11 protein-coding genes are annotated in these 13,976 nt (G+C 69.4%); 9 read left to right on the top strand and 2 right to left on the bottom strand.

All coding sequences use genetic code 11. The features are described from left to right. Positions 1–12: 12 nt before the first annotated feature. Positions 13–1,875, top strand: coding sequence for a malto-oligosyltrehalose trehalohydrolase (gene treZ, locus AC1DFC_RS11350; RefSeq protein ID WP_478179261.1), 1,863 nt, complete (start codon positions 13–15; stop codon positions 1,873–1,875). Next, positions 1,865–7,003: a malto-oligosyltrehalose synthase gene (locus AC1DFC_RS11355; RefSeq protein ID WP_478179262.1), complete on the top strand. Its 5,139-nt coding sequence runs from the start codon at positions 1,865–1,867 to the stop codon at positions 7,001–7,003. The genes treZ and AC1DFC_RS11355 overlap by 11 nt, the downstream gene beginning before the upstream one ends. Positions 7,004–7,024: 21 nt before the next feature. On the opposite strand, the gene AC1DFC_RS11360 is transcribed toward AC1DFC_RS11355, so the two are convergent. Continuing rightward, a complete protein-coding gene (locus AC1DFC_RS11360; RefSeq protein ID WP_007832932.1) occupies positions 7,025–7,873 on the bottom strand; it encodes a nucleotidyltransferase in 849 nt (282 codons plus the stop codon). A 153-nt stretch (positions 7,874–8,026) separates the two neighbouring features. On the opposite strand from AC1DFC_RS11360, the gene AC1DFC_RS11365 reads away from it, so the two are divergent. Continuing rightward, positions 8,027–8,806 carry a metallophosphoesterase family protein gene (locus AC1DFC_RS11365; RefSeq protein ID WP_007832934.1) on the top strand — a complete coding sequence of 260 codons (780 nt, stop codon included), beginning with the start codon at positions 8,027–8,029 and terminating at the stop codon, positions 8,804–8,806. Positions 8,807–8,889: 83 nt separating this feature from the next. Next, a complete protein-coding gene (locus AC1DFC_RS11370) occupies positions 8,890–10,803 on the top strand; it encodes a PAS domain-containing hybrid sensor histidine kinase/response regulator (protein ID WP_049965684.1) in 1,914 nt (637 codons plus the stop codon). A gap of 338 nt (positions 10,804–11,141) precedes the next feature. Here AC1DFC_RS11370 and AC1DFC_RS11375 read toward each other — a convergent pair whose 3' ends face one another. After that, the gene (locus tag AC1DFC_RS11375; protein WP_007832938.1) at positions 11,142–11,294 is read right to left on the bottom strand and encodes a hypothetical protein; all 153 of its coding nucleotides are present in this window, start codon (positions 11,292–11,294) and stop codon (positions 11,142–11,144) included. Positions 11,295–11,520: 226 nt separating this feature from the next. Here AC1DFC_RS11375 and AC1DFC_RS11380 point away from each other — a divergent pair, with 226 nt between their 5' ends. From AC1DFC_RS11380 to AC1DFC_RS11400, 5 genes are all read left to right on the top strand, one after another. Then, a complete protein-coding gene (locus AC1DFC_RS11380) occupies positions 11,521–11,823 on the top strand; it encodes a hypothetical protein (protein ID WP_007832939.1) in 303 nt (100 codons plus the stop codon). A gap of 14 nt (positions 11,824–11,837) precedes the next feature. Beyond that, entirely contained in the window at positions 11,838–12,506 is a 669-nt protein-coding gene (locus AC1DFC_RS11385; RefSeq protein ID WP_478179263.1) for a phosphoribosyltransferase, read from the top strand. Positions 12,507–12,650: 144 nt separating this feature from the next. After that, a complete protein-coding gene (locus AC1DFC_RS11390; RefSeq protein ID WP_478179264.1) occupies positions 12,651–12,986 on the top strand; it encodes a hypothetical protein in 336 nt (111 codons plus the stop codon). A 71-nt stretch (positions 12,987–13,057) separates the two neighbouring features. Further along, positions 13,058–13,495, top strand: a complete 438-nt coding sequence (locus AC1DFC_RS11395) for an Hsp20/alpha crystallin family protein (protein ID WP_413312669.1) — start codon at positions 13,058–13,060, stop codon at positions 13,493–13,495. Between the two features lie 48 nt (positions 13,496–13,543). Then, positions 13,544–13,951, top strand: coding sequence for an Hsp20/alpha crystallin family protein (locus AC1DFC_RS11400; protein ID WP_007832948.1), 408 nt, complete (start codon positions 13,544–13,546; stop codon positions 13,949–13,951). Positions 13,952–13,976 lie beyond the last annotated feature (25 nt).

Below are 13,976 nucleotides of genomic sequence, written 5' to 3' on the forward strand. Positions count from 1 at the left end.
CGGAGGCACCCCATGAGCACCCGTTCGCACCACATGCCGTTCGGCGCCACCGTGCAGGCGGGGGGTGGCGGGGTGGAGTTCGCCCTCTGGGCGCCTTCGGAGCCGTCCGTCGTGCTCGAACACCGCGCCGCCGGGGGCGGCGCGGTCTCCAGGCCGATGGAGCGCGACCACCGCGGCTGGCATCGGCTGCTGGTGCCGCAGGCAGGGCACGGCGACCGATACAGCTACCTGCTGGCCAACGGCTCGCGCGTGCCGGATCCGGCCTCGCGATTCAATCCCGACGACGTGCACGGCCCGAGCGCCGTGATGGACCCGCACCGCTTCGGGTGGACCGACGACGCCTGGCGCGGCCGCCCGTGGGAGGAGGCGGTGGTCTACGAACTGCACGTCGGCGCCTTCACGCAGGAGGGCTCCTTCGATGCGGCGCGGGAACGGCTCGGCGAGCTGGCCGAACTCGGCATCACCGCCATCGAGCTCATGCCGCTGGCCGACTTTCCGGGCCGGCGCAATTGGGGGTACGACGGCGTGCTGCCGTTCGCCCCGGACGCGGCCTACGGCACGCCGGATGACCTCAAGGCGCTGGTCGATGCCGCGCACTCGCTCGGGCTGATGGTGCTGCTGGACGTGGTCTACAACCACTTCGGCCCGGAGGGCAACCATCTGCATGCCTACTGTCCCGAGTTCTTCAACCCCGGGCACCGGACGCCGTGGGGCGCCGCGATCAATTTCGACGGACCGGGCTCGCGCACCGTGCGCGACTTCTTCCTGCACAACGCGCTCTACTGGATCGAGGAGTTCCGCTTCGACGGCCTGCGCATGGACGCCGTCCACGCGATCCACGACGAAACGCGGCCGCACATCGTGCGCGAGATCCGCGAGGCGCTGGACGCCGGCCCCGCCCGCGAGCGCCACATCCACCTGGTGGTGGAGAACGATGCCAACCAGGCCTCGATGCTGGTACGCGACGACCACGGCCTGCCGGTCGCGGCAACGGCGCAGTGGAACGACGACCTGCACCACGCGGTGCACGTGCTGGCCACCGGCGAGCGCGATGGCTACTACGCCGACTATGCCGACGACCCGGTCTGCCGTTTCGCGCAGGCGCTGGCCGAGGGCTTCGTCTATCAGGGGCAGCCCTCGCTCTTCCGCCAGGGCGATCGGCGCGGCGAGCCGAGCACGCGGCTGCCGCCACAGGCGTTCGTTTCCTTCCTTCAGACCCACGACCAGGTCGGCAACCGCGCATTCGGAGAGCGCATCCACGCGCTCGGCGATCCGGTGCTGCTGCGCGCGGCGATGGCTTGCCTGCTGCTGTGCCCGCATGTGCCGATGCTCTTCATGGGCGACGAGTTCGCCGCCTCCACGCCGTTCCAGTATTTCTGCGACTTCGGCCCCGAGCTGGCGGCGGCGGTGTCCGATGGGCGGCGTTCGGAGTTCGGCGGTTTCGCGGCGTTTGCCGATGAGGCAGCCCGCGCGCGCATTCCGGACCCCAACGCCGAATCGACCTTTCTCGCGTCGAAGCTGCACTGGCGCGAGCGCGGCGCGCGCGCGCATTTCGCGAGGCTCAGCGAGGTGACGCAACTGCTGCGCCTGCGCCAGCGCTTCGTGGTGCCGCGGCTCGCCGGTACCGCAGGCGCGGGCAGCTACCGCTGCGAGAACGGCCTGCTCCGGGTGCAGTGGAGCCTGGGGCCCTTGCAACAAGGCCAGGCTGGGGCGCGGCTGTACCTGCTCGCTCATTTCGGTTCGCAGCCGGCCGATGGCGTCGAGCCGCCGCCGGGCGCCGTGATCCATAGCGACGGCGCGGCCGCTTGCCAGGGCAGCCTGCGCTGCGCACGCGGCGCGGTGCATGTGACGCTGGAAGAGCTGCATGGCGCATGAACCGCACCACCACGGCGTCACAGGCGAACTTGGGCGGCTGTGCGAGCACTTCGGCATTGACACCGGCTATGTCGACGCATTCGGCGTGCGTCGCGAGGTTTCTGCGCAGAGCCTGATTGCGCTGCTCGCCGAGTTCGGCGTGCACATCGGCGATGCGGCCGACGCGGCCCACGCCCTCGAGGCGGCACACCGCGCGCGCAGCGCCGAGGTGCTGCCGCCGGCCGTGGCCGTGCAGGCGTCGAGCCGCGGGTGGCAGGTGCCGCTGCGGCTGCCGGTCTCGACGGGCCGGCTTCGATGGGAGCTCATCGACGAACAAGGCCGTGCGCGGCAGGGCGAAGCGGATGCCGGGGCGCTGCCCGAAACCGGCCGCATCGAAAGCGGCGGGCATGTGTGCGAGCGCGTCCTGCACCTCCCATCGAGCCTCGAAGCAGGCTACTGCCGGCTGCGCATCGAAGGCGAAGGCTTGCGTGGCGAGACGCTGGTGCTGGTCTCGCCGGGCCGTTGCTACCGGCCCCCCGCGGTGCGCGACGGCGGCCGCGCGTGGGGCGTGTCGCTACAGCTCTACAGCCTGCGCTCGCCGCGCAACTGGGGCATCGGCGACTTCAGCGATCTCGAAGAACTGGCCGTGCAGATGGCGGCGCAGGGCGCCGACATCATCGGCCTCAACCCGCTGCACGCGTTGTTCGCCAGTACCCCGCAGCACGCGAGCCCCTACAGCCCTTCGTCCCGCCTGCAGCTCAATGCGCTCTACATCGACGTGGAGGCGGTGCCGGATTTCGCCGATTGCGCGCCGGCCCGCGAGCGGGTGCATTCGCCCGATTTCCAGTCGCGCCTTGCCGCCTTGCGCGCCACGCCCCTGGTGGACTACCCCGGCGTGGCTGCCGCGAAGTTCGAAGTGCTCGCCTTGCTGTTCAGCCATTTCTGCGAGCGCCATCTGCCGTCCGAAGGGCCGCCCGACGAAACGGGCCAGGAGTTCATGGCCTTCGTCGCGGAGCGTGGCGAGGCGCTGCGCCGGCACGCTCTTTTCGAAGCGCTGCAGGCCCACTTCCTCGCGCACGAAGGGGGCGCGTGGGACTGGCACGCGTGGCCGAGTGCCTACCAGGACCCGGATTCCGCCGAGGTGAGTGCATTCGCGGTGGTGTATGCGCAGCGCGTGCAGTTCCACCAGTACCTCCAGTGGCTGGCCGCCCGCCAGCTGGCTGCGGCCGCCGCGCGCTGCAGCGCGCTCGGCATGGGTGTTGGCCTGTACGTGGACCTGGCGGTGTCGGTCGACCGCGCCGGTTCCGATGCCTGGGCCCTGCAGCAGGGCCTTGCCGGAGGTGCCAGCATCGGTGCGCCGCCTGACGAGTTCAACCCTGCGGGACAGGGCTGGGGCCTGCCGCCATTGCGCCCCGACCGCCTGCGCGCGGAGGGCTACCGCTACTTCATCGACACGCTGCGTGCCGGCATGCGTGGCGCGGGTGCATTGCGCATCGACCACGTGATGGGCCTGATGCGCCTGTTCTGGATTCCGCCCGGGCGTGATGCGAAAGAGGGCGCCTACGTCCACCACGCGCTGGACGAGATGCTGGCCGTGGTGGCGATAGAGAGCCACCGGCACCGCTGCATGGTGGTGGGCGAAGACCTGGGCACGGTCGACGACGCGTTGCGCGACGCGCTCTTGCGTGCCGACGTGTTGTCCTATCGCCTGCTGTATTTCGAGAAGGAGCCGCAGGGCGGCGGATTCAAGCCGCCCGCCGCCTATCCGCCGGCCGCGCTGGCCGCGGTCAGCACGCACGACCTTGCGACCTTCGCGGGCTGGTGGACGGCGCAAGACCTTCGGGAGCGCCTCGCGCTTGGCCTGTTCCCCGATCCGGCGATCTTCGACAAACAGCTGACGGACCGGGCGCACGAGCGCATGCAGCTGATGCACGCGATGCTGCGGGCCGGCCTGCTGTCGCGCGAAGACATGGCGCAGGCCGCCGGCCTTGCGATGCCGACCGGCCGCATCGTGGAAGCGGCGCATGCATTGCTGGCGGCCTCGCCGTCGGCGCTGATGCTGGTCCAGCTCGAAGACGTGGCGGAGGTGGTCGCCCAGGCCAACATGCCGGGCACGGTCGATACGCATCCCAACTGGCGGCGCAAGCTGCCCGTCTCGAGCACGGCGCTGGCCGGCGGCGAACGCATGCGCGGCCTCGGCCGGTTGCTGCGTGCCCAGAGGCCGCGCGTTGTCGAACACGCGGCATCGCCGGGCCTGCAGACCCGCGTGCCGCGCGCCACCTACCGGCTGCAGCTCCACAAGGACTTCGGCTTCGACGAGGCGATCCGCGTGCTGCCGTATCTCACAAGGCTCGGCGTGAGCCACGTGTACTGCTCGCCGATCCAGCGGGCGCGCGCCGGCAGCATGCATGGCTACGACGTGGTGGCGCACGCGGAGATCAACCCCGAGCTGGGTGGCGCCGAAGGCTTCGCGCGCTTCGTTGCCGCGCTGAAGGCCAACGGCCTTGGCCAGCTGCTGGACATGGTGCCCAACCACATGGGCGTGTTCGGCGCCGACAACGCATGGTGGATGGACGTGCTGGAAAACGGCCCAGCCTCTCCGTTCGCTCAGCACTTCGACATCGATTGGCAACCGCTCAACGTGGAGCTTGCCGGCAGGGTGCTGCTGCCCGTGCTCGGTGGGCACTATGGCGAGGTGCTGGAAAACGGTGACCTGGTTCTTCGCTTCGAGGATGCGGCCGGCAGCCTGGCGATCCGCTACTTCGATCACCGCTTTCCGCTCGCGCCGGAGAGCTATCCGGCGGTGCTGCACCGGGCGCTCGCGCGGCTTGGCGATGCGACCGCCTCCGGGCATCTCGCAAGCCTTGCCACCGCGTTCGGCCACCTGCCCGGACGCAATGCGGCGTCGCCGGAAGAACGCGCGGAACGTGTGCGCGACAAGGAGCTGCTCAAGGCGCGGCTTGCGCTGCTCGTGCGGCGGCGCCCCGCGGTGGCGCAGGCGATCCAGGCGTCGGTGGCGGAGCTGAACCTCGCCTTGCCGGAAGCGCGCGACGCACTGCACCGGCTGATCGAGGCGCAGGCCTACCGACTCGCGCACTGGCGGATGGCAGCCGACGAGATCAACTACCGGCGCTTCTTCGACATCAACGACCTGGCCGCCATCCGCATCGAGCGCGACGAGGTGTTCGAGGCCACGCAGTCGTTCGTGCTCGAGCTGGCTGCGTCCGGGGCGGTGGACGGCCTGCGCATCGACCACCCCGACGGGCTCTACGACCCCGCCGGCTACTTCCGCAAGCTGCAGGAGGGCTATGCGCGCCGTGCCGGCCTCATGCTGCCGGCCGCCGACGCGCAAGGGCGGCCCGCGCGGCCGCTGTACGTGGTGGCCGAGAAGATAGCGGGCGCGAACGAGGAAGTGCCCGAGACCTGGCACGTGCACGGGACCACGGGCTATCGCTTCGCCAACGTTGCCAACGGCGTGCTGGTCGATACGGCAGCCGAGTCGGATGTTCTCCACGCCTGGCAGCGCTTCACCGGCGACACGCAGGAATTTGCCGCGGTGGCGCGGTCGGGCCGGCGGGAGGTGATGCGCAACGCGCTGGCGTCGGAGCTCAACGTGCTGGCCACCGAGCTGCTGCGCATCGCTCGCGCCGACCGCAGCACGCGCGACTACACGCTCAACGCGCTGCGCCGGGCCCTCGCGGGCGTGGCTTCGTGCATGCCGGTGTATCGCACCTACATCGTCGACGGCCTCTCGGGACAGGACGAGCGGGTCATCGACGAAGCCGTCGACGCGGCCGCCCGCAGCAGCGGCGATGCCGACCGCTCGATCTTCCTCTTCGTGCGCAGCGCACTGCGGGGAGAGGCCGTCCAGGCCGCGCCGGCACTGGGCGAACGGGCGCGCCACTTCGCGCGGCGCTTCCAGCAGTTCAGCGCGCCGGTGGCGGCCAAGGGCGTGGAGGACACCGCGTTCTACCGCTACTTTCCGCTCTGCTCGCTCAACGAAGTGGGCGGCGAGCCCGACCGCTTCGGCATCGAGGTCGAGGAATTCCACGCGCTCAGCGCCGATCGCGCGCTGCGCTGGCCGCACACGATGCTGGCCACCTCGACGCACGACAACAAGCGCTCGGAGGACGTGCGCAACCGGATCGACGTGCTGTCCGAGATGCCCGATGAATGGATGCACGCGCTGGCGCGATGGCACGCGCAGTGCCGCGGCGCGCACAGGAAGCTGCCCGGCGGCGAGGCTCCCTCGCGCGCGGACGAATACCTGCTCTACCAGACGCTGCTCGGCACCCTGCCGGTGGGCGGGCTGGCCGCAGATGCAGTCGCGGGCTACAGCAACCGCATCTGGCACTACATGCAGAAGGCCGCGCGCGAATCGAAGCTGCGCACGCGATGGTCCCATCCCGATGCCGACTACGAGGCGGTGCTGGAGACCTTCGTGCGCGAGATCCTGGGCGACCCGAGCGAAGGCGCCTGCCTGTCCGACATCCAGCGCATGGCGGACAGGCTGGCGTGGTTCGGCGCGTGGAACAGCCTGACCCTGACCTTGCTCAAGTACGGCTCCCCCGGCGTGCCGGATCTCTACCAGGGCAGCGAACTCATCGAGCTGAGCCTCGTCGATCCGGACAACCGGCGCCCGGTCGACTACGCGCTGCGCCAGCAGCGCCTCGACGAGCTGCATGCCGTGGCCGAGGGCGACGCTCTTGCCGAGCGGGTCGGTGCGCTGGCGGCGGCCCCGCACGACGGCCGCGCGAAGCTCTGGTTCATCTGGCGGTTGCTGTCGCTGCGGCGGCAGCAGCCGCTGCTGTTCCAGGAGGGCAGCTACGAACCGCTGGAGGTCGAGGGGCCGTTGTCGAGGAACGTCGTGGCTTTCGGGCGGCTGCATGGCGACCGCATGCTCGTGATCGTGGCGAGCCGGCTGTTCGTCGGGCTTCCGCATCGGGAAGCGATGGACCATGCCCCGGCCCTGCCCGATGCGGCGAGGTGGCGCGGCACGGCGGTGCGGCTTCCCGCAGGCCACGACGGGGGCGTGCTGAAGAACGTGCTGACCGGCGAGCCCGTGGCGGCCGCCGGCGGCACCGTGAGCCTCGACGTGGCTTTCCGCCGCATGCCGTGGGCGGCGCTGGTGGCTGCCCGCACCGCATGAACCCCGACGCAACTGCGCAGGCTACGGCCCGTCCGCGGTGCGATGCGGCTTCCTGGCGTGGATGTCCGCGGTCCACAACGCCACGTCCTCGGCCGTCATGCTGCTCGCGCCGGTGAGGCGTCCGTCCACGTAGCCCAGCCGCTCCACGTCGTGGATGTATTGCTCGCGCGACAGCAGGGTGCCGGCGCACACGTTCTCGTGCGTGGCCGGCGGCTCGCGCATTTCATCGGCCAGGCGTTCCATCAGCCGGGACATGACCCAGTCCGGAATGTGATGGCGCTGACCGGGGTAGATGTAGCCGAACAGCGTGAGGTGGGCCAGCAGCACCCGCCAGTGCGGGCCGAAGCGCTCGAGCAGGCTGACCCAGTCAAGCCGCTGCGCATTGGCCTCCAGCAGGTGGGCGATGTCGCCGCCGTCGTAGCGCTCGCGCTCCATGATGAAGGCCTTGGACAGCAGGCTGTCCTCCGCGTTGGCGATGAGCACCGGCACGCCCAGGATCTCGGCGCGGCAGTTGCCGCGGAACCAGCGCTTGTCCACCGGCGTCACGCCGTTGCCCGAATTGAAGATCAGGTCGATGAACTCGGGGCCGTCGTACACCTTGGCCAGCCAGTGCGGATGGGTCAGCTCGGTGCGCCAGCCGTGCCGCCGCACGAGCTGCGCGATGCGTTCGTAGTCCTCGCGGTGGATGAACAGGTCGAGGTCCTTGGTCGAGCGGCGGATGCCCGTGTAGCACGCGTGCGAGAAGGTTCCGCCCACCAGGAAGGGAATGCCCGCACCGTTCAAGGCGCGCAAGGTCTGCCGATAGAAATCGGCCACGTGGGGGTCGACTTCTTCTTCCAGCGAAGGCGCGAGCGCGGTGAAGGGCGACATGCATGAAAGCTAGGGCTGGCCACAGGCGGCGGCCCGGAGCAAAGGGCCCCATCGAACGTCGGCATGCGCCTACAGCCGCTGCGGGATGGGGCCGATGACGGCGAACCGCGGCGCGGCACATTCTGGCGCTCGCATTCATCGAGCCGCGTCGCCATGCCCAATCCCAAATCGTCCTCCCACATCCGGTTTGCCGCCGTCGGCGACATCCATGTCCAGAAGGACTCCGCCGGCACGCTGCGCAGCCTCTTCGCCCAGGCCGCCGACGAGGCCGATGCGCTGCTGCTGTGTGGCGACCTCACCGACTACGGCACGGCCGAGGAGGCCCGGGTGCTGGTCGAGGAGCTGGGTGCGATCCACATCCCCATCGTCGCCGTGCTGGGCAACCACGACTACGAGTCCGGCACGCCCGAGGCGGTGACCGGTGCGCTGATGCATGCCGGCGTCCGCGTGCTCGATGGCTCGGCCTGCGAGATCGAGGGCGTGGGCATCGCCGGCGTGAAGGGCTTTGCCGGTGGCTTCGGGCGCGGCTCGCTGGGCGCCTGGGGCGAGCCGGCGATCAAGCTGTTCGTGCAGGAGGCGCTGAACGAGGCGATGAAGCTGGAGTCGGCGCTGGCCAAGCTGCGCACGCGGCGCCGCATCGCGCTGCTGCACTACGCGCCCATCGCCGGCACGGTGCAGGGCGAGCCGGTGGAGATCTTTCCCTTCCTGGGCAGCAGCCGGCTGGAGGAGCCGCTGCTGCGCTACCCGATGGATGCGGTGTTCCACGGCCACGCGCACCGGGGCACGCTCGAGGCGCGCACCATCAACGGCGTGCCGGTCTACAACGTTGCCAAGCCCCTGCTGCAGCGCAGCCGGCCCGGCGTGCCGCCATTCTTCCTGTACGAACTGCCGCGCGAAGCGGCCGAGGAGGCCTCGGCTTCCGCTCCGGAGTAGGAATCTTCCCACGGGCTGTTCAAGTGCAATGGACCACACTTGCAAGACTCCACGAGCCGGGGCCAGACATGCCTGCTGAACCGATGAAAGCCAGCGAACAGCCCGGGTTGTCCGTCGCCTCCCTGACCGATGCCGACTATCGCCAGATGGTCGACGGCCTCACCGATCACGCCATCATCCTGCTGGACCCGGACGGCAACATCGTGAGCTGGAACGCCGGGGCACGCCAGCTCAGCGGCTACGACGGCGCCGACATCCTGGGGCGCCATTTTTCCGTCCTGTATCCGCAGGAGACGCTCTCGCGCGGCTTGCCCGACGAGGAGCTGGCGCAGGCCGGCAAGCAGGGGCGCTTCGTGGACGAGGGCTGGCGCCTGCGCAAGGACGGCACGCGCTTCTGGGCCAATATCGTCATCACCCGCCTGCCAGGCGCCAACGGCGCCACGCGCGGGTATTCCAAGATCATTCGCGATCACAGCGACCGGCGAAAGCACGAAGATGCGCTGCGCGCCAGCGAGGAACGGTTCCGCCTGCTCGTCGAAGGAGTCAAGGACTACGCGATCTTCATGCTCGACCCCGGCGGCCACGTGGTCAGCTGGAATCTCGGCGCGGAGAAGAACAAGGGCTACAAGGCACACGAGATCATCGGCCAGCACTTTTCGAAGTTCTATCCGCCCGATGTCGCCGCGCGCGGATGGCCCGCCGAGGAACTGGCCAACGCGCTGCGCGAGGGACGCTTCGAAGACGAAGGCTGGCGCGTGCGCAAGGACGGAACCCGCTTCTGGGCCAGCGTGGTGATCACGGCCATCTACGACGCCGCCGGGCAGCACAAGGGATTCGCCAAGGTCACCCGCGACCTCACCGAGCGCCGCCGCATCATCACGCTGGAGGACGAGGGAAGGCGCATGACCACCTTCCTTGCAATGCTGGGCCATGAGCTGCGCAACCCGCTCGCGCCCATCTCCAACGCGCTGGAGCTTCTCAAGCGCGAGGAGACGGGCTCGCTGGTGCTGAACAGGACGCGCGGCATCATCGATCGCCAGCTCAGGCAGATGACGCGGCTCATCGACGACCTGCTGGACGTGGGCCGGATCACGAGCGGGCGCATCCACCTGGAAGCCAAGCCGGTGCGGCTTCGCGAAGTGGTCGTCGAAGGGGTGGAGGCCATGCGCCCTGCCATGGCGCTGAAGTCGCAGGTCTTGGAACTGCAGGTCGACGGGGCCGATCCCTGGGTCACGGGCGACAGGGCGCGGCTGATCCAGGTCATCGGCAACCTGGCTCACAACGCGTCCAAGTTCACTCCCGACGGCGGGTGCATCGCGATCCGCCTCGGCACCCACGGTGCCAACGCCTCGGAAGCGGAGATCAGCGTCAAGGACAACGGCCCGGGGATCCCGCGCAAGGATCTCGAGAGGGTCTTCGAACTCTTCGTGCAAGGCGAAAACGAACTGGCGCGCACGCGCGGCGGGCTCGGGCTGGGCCTGAGCCTCGTGCAGCAGCTGACGCAGCTTCATGGCGGCTACGTCAGCGTGTTCAGCACCGGGCGCGCGGGGGAGGGCAGCGAATTCGTGGTGCGCCTGCCGGCGGCGCCCACACCCGACATGCCTCGGCCGACCGAACGCGGCGAGGGCGAAAAGCTGGTGCTGGTCGTGGACGACAACCGCGATGCGGCGGAAACCCTGGCACTGCTGCTGGAATCGCTGGGCTACTCGTGCTCGGTGGAGCACGATGGTTTTGCCGCGATAGAGGCCGTCAAGGCGAAACGGCCCGACGTGGTGTTGCTGGACATCGGGCTGCCCGGCATGAACGGCCACGACGTTGCCAAGCGCCTGCGCGCCGACCTGATCAATCCGCCCGCGCTGATCGCCATCACCGGCTACGGCCAGCCCAGCGACCGCGACACCAGCTTCGAAGCCGGCTTCTTCGCCCATCTGACGAAGCCGGTGGATTTCGATCGGCTGGGCTCGATGCTCGACCAGATCTACGCCGCCAGGACCTGAACCGGCAGCCCGGCGGCGCGCCCAGCTATCGAGCGAAAACCTGCTCGCCCTCAATTCGCGGGACCAGGAGATCCTGCACGGCCTCAGCTTCGACGAGTCGCAGTTCCTCATCGACTGCGGCGAAGACCCGCCCGCCGATACGGCCGACCGCGAACGGTGCGGCGATCTCATCCGCAGGCACGAACGCGCCCGCCTGCGCATCGCTACCGCCGACGATGAAGGCAGCGCGAGCGAGGCAGGCCCCGCCGCGCGCAGCCGGGATTCGTTCATGCTGTGAGCTGCCGGCCCGCCCCGGCTCCGTGGCGCGAGGTCCCGTTCCTTCGCGACACGCGGGCTCTTCAGTGGTGGCGCTTGAAGTACTGGACTTCGCGCTCGTGCTGCCGGGCCTGCTCCTGCGAGGCGAAGGTGCCCAGGTTGCGGCGCTTGCCCGTCTTGGGATCGATCTTGCGGGAATACAGGCGGTATTCGCCCGAAGCGAGTTTCCGGATCATTGCGCGCTCCTTTTTCACTTGGCAGGACCAATCTGCGCCGCCGGCGCCGGCCGTCTGTCGGACGGGTTCACTTCGCTCTGAGGGAGCGCGAGTGCGGCGGCACGCGACAAGGGTTTCTGTTCCTACATTCGCTGCCTGGCCGCTCCCACAGCGGACCTGCGCTGCAAGGTCGAAACCCGAACTCTAGAGGCCTGTTTCCGGTCTCCATCGCGCAAAGGAACGAACCATGAAAACGACGCACAAGCCCGCAGCCACGAAAAGCCGCCAGGCCGGCGCCCCGGTGCAGGACGCCATCGGCCCCCACGACGACAACCCGCCGTCGCGCGGCGCGGTACAAAGCGGCGGCACCCCCGACACCGCACCGCTGAACTTCGACGACGACGAGATCTATTCGGGCCGCTACAAGGTGCGCAGCGGCGGCACCACGCACGCCAAGGGCGGCGACAGCGGCCTGCTCGGGCCCCCAGCCGAACAGCTGTCGCCGACCAATTCGCCCAGCGACCCGGCCTTGCGGCGAGGCCGCTCATAGGCGGGAGGCCGACCATGTTCCGGGACCGCGTCGATGCAGGCCGCCAGCTCGCGACGCTGCTCGGCCAGTACCGCGACGCGCCGGATGCGCTCGTGCTGGCGCTGCCGCGAGGCGGCGTGCCTGTCGGTGCGCAAGTCGCACGGGCACTGAATCTCCCGCTCGACATCATGGTGGTGCGCAAGCTGGGGCTTCCCGGCCATGAGGAATATGCGGCCGGGGCGATCGCCGCGGGCGGCGTGCGCGTGACCGGCGAGCCCTGGGCCGACCTGACGCCCGTCTTCGAACGCGAGCAGCGGGAGCTGGCGCGCCGCGAACGCGCCTACCGCGGCGGCCGGGCGCCTTGCGACCTGGGCGGCAAGACCGTCATCCTGGTCGACGACGGCCTCGCCACCGGCCTGTCGATGCGCGCCGCGATCATCGCGGCGCGGTCGCTCGGCGCGGCGAAAGTCATTGCCGCGGTGCCGGTCGGCGAAGCCACGGCGTGCCAGGCGCTGGCGCAGCCCGCGACGGCGAGCGAGTTCGCGGGCCGCAGCGACCTCGAGCGCATGGGCTCGCGTGCGGACGAGGTGGTCTGCATGCACATGCCCGATCCTTTCCACGCCGTGGGCGCGTGGTACGGCGTCTTCGATCCGCCCAGCGACGACGAGGTGCGCGACACCCTGGCTTCGTGGAGCCGTCCATGAGCGACCTTCATGAGGAAGGAGACAGCGAAAACGCGGCGCACTGACACTGAAGATCGGCTGTCGATTTCCCCTCTTGAAATCCTGGCGAGTGAAACTATGTTGACTTCCGTTGGAACCTGGTCAAACCGAAAAGGAGGCACTCAAATGACCATGAACCTGCTGAGGCAAATCGCCACCTCCCGCCTGCCCGTGTCCTTCTACCGGACGGAGGACATCGACAAGGTCCGGCTGCTTCGGGCCGCGGGCCTCGTAGTGGCCCTGGTGCCGTCGCCCTCCGACCCCGTCGCGCTTGCGGGCACACCGTCCGCGGCGCAGGTGCTCGCCATCACCAGCAAGGGGCGGGAAGAACTGGCGAAGTTCGACTATCCGGTGACCCGCCCGCCGCGCTGGCGCTTGCGGATGCCGCGAATCAAGACGCTCGCGCGCGCCGGTCCGACGGCGCCGCCCCCGGCCCAGCGCGAATCGAGCAGGCTCCAGTAGCGCCTGGAGCACGGGGGCACGCCGCCGGCTTTTCGTTGTTTCCGCATTCAACTTCTTACGGAGGTTTCGCCATGTATCGATCCTTGTTTCCTCGCGACATCTTTGCGGAGATGGACCGCCTGCAGCGCGACGTGCAGCAGGCTTTCGACCTGTCTCCCTCCATCCGCGGCATTGCCTGGAACGGCTTCCCCGCGCTGAACGTGGGCAGCACCCCGCAGACGCTGGAAATCTATGCGTTCGCGCCGGGCGTGGACCCCTCTACGCTCGAGGTCAACCTCGAGCGCGGCCTGCTGACCATCTCCGGGGAGCGCAAGAGCGCGCTCCCCGAGGAAGGCGACAAGGCCGCGGTGCACATCAACGAGCGTTTCGAAGGCGCATTCCGCCGCGTCATGACGCTGCCGGAAGACGCCGACCCCGACGCCGTGAACGCCAGCATGAGCGATGGCGTGCTGCACATCACCGTCCAGCGGCGCGCGTCCGCGCAGCCGCGCCGGATCGCCATCCAGTAGCGAGCCGGAGGAGGAATCCCGAACGAACCGAACGAAAGGAGCCACACCATGAAACGCGATCTCCAGGCCTCGTCGGCCGCCGAACCGGGCAAGCTCGCACAGAAGGACTCGTCTCGCCATGCCGAGGCTGCGCTGACGCCGGCCGTCGACGTGATCGAGGACAGCGGCGGCATCACGCTCTACGCCGACCTGCCCGGCGTGAGCCGCGACAGGCTGAACCTCCACGTGGAAGCTGCGACGCTGACCATCGAAGCCGAGTCCAGCCTGACAACGCCCGAGGGCCTCAACTCCAGCCACACGGAGGTGGGCCTCGCGAGGTTCAGGCGGGTGTTCACGCTGAGCAAGGAGCTCGACACCCAGAACGTCACCGCCGAACTGGCGCAGGGCGTGCTGCGGCTGCGGATTCCCAAGGCTGCGCACGCGAAGGCGCGGCGCATCGAGATCCAGGCCGCCTGAGGGCTTGCACGGCGTCCCCGCTCCC

It is taken from the genome of Variovorax sp. 10L421 (assembly GCF_056395365.1).